Origin of the sequence: Pseudomonas sp. (assembly GCF_050739995.1) — a bacterium.
GTDB lineage: Bacteria > Pseudomonadota > Gammaproteobacteria > Pseudomonadales > Pseudomonadaceae > Aquipseudomonas.
On sequence record NZ_JBOICG010000537.1, the window covers coordinates 1 to 5,857 of the forward strand.

At 60.8% G+C, this 5,857-nt stretch carries 8 protein-coding genes; 6 read left to right on the forward strand and 2 right to left on the reverse strand.

Annotated features, from left to right (window positions below; translation table 11 throughout):
- Positions 1–501: peptidylprolyl isomerase (locus ACRESD_RS17505; protein WP_431752064.1), on the forward strand; the 501-nt coding region annotated here is incomplete at its 5' end.
- A 51-nt stretch (positions 502–552) separates the two neighbouring features.
- Positions 553–1,530 carry a LysR family transcriptional regulator gene (locus ACRESD_RS17510; protein WP_431752065.1) on the forward strand — a complete coding sequence of 326 codons (978 nt, stop codon included), beginning with the start codon at positions 553–555 and terminating at the stop codon, positions 1,528–1,530.
- A gap of 9 nt (positions 1,531–1,539) precedes the next feature.
- On the opposite strand, the gene ACRESD_RS17515 is transcribed toward ACRESD_RS17510, so the two are convergent.
- Positions 1,540–2,406, reverse strand: a complete 867-nt coding sequence (locus ACRESD_RS17515; protein WP_431752066.1) for a LysR family transcriptional regulator — start codon at positions 2,404–2,406, stop codon at positions 1,540–1,542.
- 93 nt (positions 2,407–2,499) lie between these two features.
- Here ACRESD_RS17515 and ACRESD_RS17520 point away from each other — a divergent pair, with 93 nt between their 5' ends.
- The 4 genes from ACRESD_RS17520 to ACRESD_RS17535 all read left to right on the forward strand — a co-directional run bounded on the left by ACRESD_RS17520 (position 2,500) and on the right by ACRESD_RS17535 (position 5,294).
- Entirely contained in the window at positions 2,500–3,048 is a 549-nt protein-coding gene (locus ACRESD_RS17520; RefSeq protein ID WP_431752067.1) for a DUF4865 family protein, read from the forward strand.
- Between the two features lie 162 nt (positions 3,049–3,210).
- Positions 3,211–3,765: a histidine phosphatase family protein gene (locus tag ACRESD_RS17525; RefSeq protein ID WP_431752068.1), complete on the forward strand. Its 555-nt coding sequence runs from the start codon at positions 3,211–3,213 to the stop codon at positions 3,763–3,765.
- Positions 3,766–3,810: 45 nt separating this feature from the next.
- Positions 3,811–4,566 (forward strand): precorrin-6A synthase (deacetylating), encoded by a 756-nt coding sequence (gene cobF / locus ACRESD_RS17530; RefSeq protein WP_431752069.1) that lies wholly within the window; start codon positions 3,811–3,813, stop codon positions 4,564–4,566.
- Between the two features lie 8 nt (positions 4,567–4,574).
- Positions 4,575–5,294, forward strand: coding sequence for an alpha/beta hydrolase (locus tag ACRESD_RS17535; protein WP_431752070.1), 720 nt, complete (start codon positions 4,575–4,577; stop codon positions 5,292–5,294).
- Positions 5,295–5,427: 133 nt separating this feature from the next.
- Here the strand turns inward: ACRESD_RS17535 and ACRESD_RS17540 are convergent.
- Positions 5,428–5,857, reverse strand: a 430-nt coding sequence (locus ACRESD_RS17540; RefSeq protein WP_431752071.1) for a hypothetical protein, incomplete at its 5' end; no start/stop codon positions are given.

Sequence of the window (5,857 nt, forward strand, 5' to 3'; positions counted from 1 at the left end):
GCCTACGACAGCGGCAAGGCACAATGGGTGACGCCGGCTTTGTACCGGGTCAGCCAGATTTTCCTCGCGGTGAATGACCCGCAAAGCGTCGACAGCGTGCGTCGCCAGGCCCAGGAGTTGAGTCGCAAGGCCCAGGCCGCGCCGGGCGAATTTGCTGCCTTGGCCACGCAATTTTCCCAAGACCCGGGCACCGCGCAACAGGGCGGTGATTCGGGGTTGCAACCCTTGCAGCAACTGGTACCTGAGGTGCGCGGTGCGGTGTCACGCCTCAAGGTGGGCGCCGTGTCGGACGCGGTGCAGAGTGCGGCGGGCTTCCATGTGCTCAAGCTCACCGCCCAGGAGCCGGCGCGCACCGCGTCCCTCGATGAGCTGCGCGAGCGCCTCACCCAAGCCTTGCGCGCCCAGCGTCAGGAGCAGATCGCCAAAGCCTACCTGGAAGGCATGCTCAATACCGCCACCTTGAGTATCGACGGCACCGAGTTGAACAAGGTGCTGGAGTAACCCGCGAAAGCACGCATTGGATGCATAGACCTACGAGACAGGGAGTCACCCATGGCATATCTGGAACCTTCCGGCCCCCAGGGGACCGCCACTTATCGTGTGCCGAGCGAACCGCGCAGTGCCTGGCTGGCCCTGGCCGATGAGATCGAACCGGAGGTGGCGCGCTACTTCCTGGTGAGTGCGCGTTGCGGCTGTTTCATGCAGGCGGCGCGTAGCTTGAATATCAAGGCGACGTTGCTGCGCAAGCGCCTGGCGCAGTTGGAGGAGCACTTACGGCATTCGCTGTTCACTTATCAGGGCAACGGCTTGGTGCTTAGCCGAGACGGCCTGCAACTGCAAGCGCAGTTGATCAGCCTGGCCCATGCGCAGCGCGTCCCGGTGGTGGAGCAGCCACTGATCCGCCTGGCGGTGGCCGAACCGATTCTGCATGACATCCTGGGTCGCGACCTGATCGCCTTGTTGCGTCGCAATGCCAGCGTGCGCCTGGAGATTGTTTCCATCGACAGTCCGCTGGCTCTGCAAGCGGTGAGTGCGGATGTGGTGGTGTGGCTGTCGGATGCCGACGGCCCCGCCCCCGGCCCGAGTTTTGCGACCGAAGCACCTCGACGGCTGGCGGTTTTGCAGTATTTGCCCCATATCGCCAAGCGGTATTCGCGGCTGACGACACGGCCGGACAGTGTGGAAGACTTGGATGACTACATGCTGGTGCAGTGGCAGCCGGATGGGCAGGTCGAGGCCTTGCAGCCCTGGAACCGGGTGGTTGAGGATCGGCGGGCGGCGGTGGTGCAGGTGCAGGCGTATTCGCTGATGTTGGAGATGATTCGGTGTGGGGCGTGCATTGGGTTGTTGCCCCATTACATGGGGAGTTTTGACCGGGGACTGGTGGGGCTGCCGGGGTTGGTGGTGGAGAGCATGCAGCGGCAGGTGTGGCTGGCGGTGAATGCACAGGCCCAGGATATTGAGGCCGTGCGGATGATTGTGGCGTTGATTGTGGGGACGTTTGAGGGGCGGCGGGAGTGGTTTGATTGAGTTGAGCACCTAGCGCTGCAGCACCCCTCGAAAAGTCGCACTCAAGGCCCGCAACGTCTCGCGCGATCGAGCGTCGTTGATCCGGCTATAGAGCACCACTTCACTCACCGGTAGGACGGGCAAGCCGTATTGTTCGCTGATGTCTACCGCGCCGTCCGGTGCTACGCGGTGGGCGAGGGCGGCCACCCCAAGGCCGGCGCTGACGGCCGCGCCCACGGCCATCACTCCGCCGCCGACAAACACTTCGGTCCAGTCGATGCGTGCTTCATCCAAGGCCCTGGTCGCCAAGTGGCGAACGCCGCAGGGCGCGGCCATGGTTGCCATGCGCAAGGGGGCGTCGGAGTTGTGTTGCCAAGTCGGCGCGGCAAACCAGCCAAAGCGCTCCACCGCCAAGACTTCGCCATCCTGGCGGTCACCTTCATTACGCACGATGACTGCGTCCAGTTCATTGCGGTCGAACGCAGCCACCAGGTCGCGAGAGGAGGCGATGCGCACTTCGAGGATCACCATCGGATCGTAGGCGGCGAGACGGCTGAGCCAGGTGGGCAAGTCTGGCCCGGCGACATGGTCGCTGATGCCGATCACCAACCGTCGAGACGCGTGGCTGCCCAAGTCACCGAGGGCGCGTTCGTGGGCGTTGAGCAGGGCGCGGGCGGCGACGATGAACCGTTCACCCTTGGGCGATAGCCGTACATGACGGGGAGTGCGCTCCAGCAGCCGATAACCCAGGCGTTCTTCCAACCGCTTGAGCTTGAGGCTGACAGCCGCCTGGGACGTGTCGAGGGCCTCGGCGGCACGGGTGAAACTGGCGAAATCCGCCACCCATACGAAGGCTTGTACGGTGTCGATATCCAGAGGTTTGGAGATGTCAGTCATATCAATTCATTATCACACATATATTCATTGATATCTTGTTGAAATTATCACTGCTGCGCAAGCTGGAACCTCATCTTGAACGGGAGTCTTTCTATGTTTGCCAAACAGTATTCACATCGCTTGCCCGCCGATTACGACATGGACGTGATCCGCCGGCGCGCCGCACAACTGGGGCCTTTGTGGGATCACACCGAGGGGTTGCTGTTCAAGGCGTTTGTCGCCCAGGAGCGCAGGCAAGCAGCAGGCAATGTTTATGCCTCAGTGTACTTGTGGTCCGACCCGATGCAGGCGGCCGACTTCTTGCTGGGCGAGCGCTTCCAGAAGGTGCTCGATAGCTTTGGTCGACCGCATATCGAGAGTTGGTTGCCGTTGGATTTGCAGCGTGGGCCCGCAGAGGGCGCGGTGAGTTTGTACCGAGAGGAGTGGCCACTGGCACCCGGAGCCGATCGGGTTGGGGTAGTGGCGGGCGAGAAGGTGATTAATCAGCAGTTGGCGGATAACCGCGATACGTTTGCGGTGTTCCTGGCGTTGGATGTACAAGCATGGCGCCTGGTGCGGATTACGTTGTCGGCCAAGGCATTGGACGCTGAGCACCCTGGCGCGGGTTATCAAGTGCTCTACCTGGCCCGTCCGGGTATTTGACGGCATATGGCATGTGCAACTTCATTAAGGCCTGACAAAACGGCATTCAGGTTAAGGCCGTACCTGTCGACGGAACCGGTTTCCTGTTTCATGTTCGTTGTAACATGTCGAGACTACTTTGCCTGTCTACGCTGACTGCGCAACGAAACAGAGTGATTTGTGATGCAGTCCACCCGTTTGACCTTGATTTGCCATGCCGTCACACCGCTGCAAAAACAGGGGCGGTTTCCCGATGACGAATCCGTCGCTGCGGATTGGCACGACGCAGCGCTGTCGCTGAGCGGACGCTACCCGAAAAAAACTCGCCTGCTGTGCGGGCCGGAGGCCAGAACCCGGCAGACTGCCGGCTTGTTCGGTGCTGATCCGCAGATCGAAGAAGCTTTGCGTGATGGCGATTTTGGCCGTTGGAAAGGGCAGGACATCGGCCAACTTGATAGTCAGCAGTTGCAGGATTGGATGGCCGACAGTACCTGCGCACCTCACGGCGGCGAGTCTGTTGTGCAGATTTGCACGCGAGTGGAGCGCTGGATGAAATCCCTCGAATCCCAACCCGGCCATGTGTTGGCCGTCACCCACCCGTTTGTGATCCGCGCTGCTCTGTTGTACGTCATGCGGTTTCCACTCTCAATGTTCTACTTGATCGACATCGAACCGCTGTCCAGCACCGAGTTGCGCTTCAACAACGTATGGCGCCTGCGCCTGGAAACTCACGCCTAGCCCCGCGAACATGGCAAAATCCACGCCCCGTACTGAGAGCCCTCCATGAAAACCATCCTGATCATCGGCATCGGCGCCGGTAACCCCGACTACATCACGATGCAGGCCGTGAAGGCGCTCAACCGCACCGACGTGTTTTTCCTGATGGACAAGGGCCAGAGCAAAGACAAGCTGATCGACCTGCGTCGTGAGATCTGCGAGACCTACATCACCGAGCCGGGTTACCGTTTTGCGGAGGCCGATTGTCCCGAGCGTGTGCGCGGCGACATCGACTACACCACTGCCGTGCAGGACCTCAACCGCGACAAGCAGGCGACTTTCGAGCGCATGATCGACGAGGAAATGGCCGACGGTGAAGTGGGCGCGTTCCTGGCGTGGGGCGACCCTGCGCTGTACGACAGCACCATTCGTATCCTGCAGGCGATTCTGGCCAGTGGCCGCTGTGAATTTGAATTCGAAGTGATCCCCGGCATTACCAGCGTGCAAGCCCTGGCCGCCCAGCACAAAGTGCCGCTGAACCGTATCGGGTGTTCCATCGAGATCACCACTGGACGGCGATTGGCGGGGGGGCAGGCGAGTGACGCCGATACGTTGGTGGTGATGCTCGACGCCGAAGACTCCTACCGCACCGTGGCCGATCAGGACCTGGATATCTACTGGGGCGCTTACTTGGGTACGCCGGATGAAATCCTGATCAGCGGAAAAGTGGCGGAGGTGGCCGAAGAGATCGAGCGGGTGCGCAAGGCTGCGCGCCTGGCGAATGGCTGGATCATGGACACCTATTTGCTGCGTAAACCGTGAGGTTGTCCATGTTCAAACTGTTTGCCCTGACGTTGGCATTGGTGGCCGGCGCTGCCCAGGCTGACTCCGCATTGCACACCGACTTGCCGCTGTCGTATCTGGAACAGACCCAGGGCGATGCGCGCAACCAGCCGCTGGTGATTTTCCTGCACGGGTTTGGTAGTAACGAGGAAGACCTGTTCGGCATCAAGGACGCGCTGCCGTCCACCTGGACCTACCTGTCGGCGCGTGCGCCGATGCCTGTGGACCCCAGTGGCTATCGCTGGTTTGCCAGGAAACCGGGAGACGGTGATTACGATGGCGAGACGGCTGACTTGCAACGCAGTGCCAAGCTGATCGAAGACTTTGTGGCCCAGGCCACGGCCAAATATCACACTCGAAGCGATCGAGTGTTCCTGGTGGGGTTCAGCCAGGGCGCGATCATGTCTTACGAGGTCGGCTTGCGAAAGCCCACGCTGGTGCGTGGGATTGCAGCATTGAGTGGCAGTGTGCTGCCGGTGCTCAAGGCAGAGCTCAAGCCCGATGCCTCATTGGATAAGCTGGCGATCTTTATCGGCCATGGCACGTTGGACCAGGCACTGCCGTACACCTCGGCGACGCGGGCGAATGAGGTGTTGCTGGGGCTGGGGTTGAAGCCGGAGTTTCACGGGTATATGGGCATGCCGCATACCGTGAGTGAGGCTGAGATACAGGACCTCAAAGTCTGGCTGGAAAAAAACCTCAAGTAGGACGCAATTGAACAGTGTGGGAGGGGGCTTGCCCCCGATGGCGATGGCACATTCAGCATCTCTGCTGGTTGATACTCCGCTATCGGGAGCAAGCCCCCTCCCACATTTGACCTGTTTCGGTCATGGGATGGCGTTACTTACCGCCAGTAATCTGCTTCACCAACTCCGCATGCCCCTTCACATCATCCGCCCGGGAAATCGCCTGGATCACCAGCAAATGACTGCCTGAACCGCCCAGGAAGGTGGAGTTCAAGGTCTTGCCGCCGCCTTGGGTGGCGGTGCTGTCCACTTGGCGCAGGCCAAGGCCCTTGAAGGTGAGTTTCTTCTCGTTCTGTTTCTTGAAGTCAGGCAGGGCGGCGCTCTGGTCCTTGACGAAGTCGGCCACTGCGCCGTCGAGGAACTGTGGATCGTTGTCCTTGATGGTTGCCCCATCGTTGCGCACGGTTTCGGCGACGATCACCACACTTTTTGTGGTCGCGTTGGCGTAAAGCGTGCCCTGGGTATCAGCGGTGCCATCTTCCGCCTTGCCGGAAGGCAGCGCATCGGCGGTGTAGGCCTTGGGC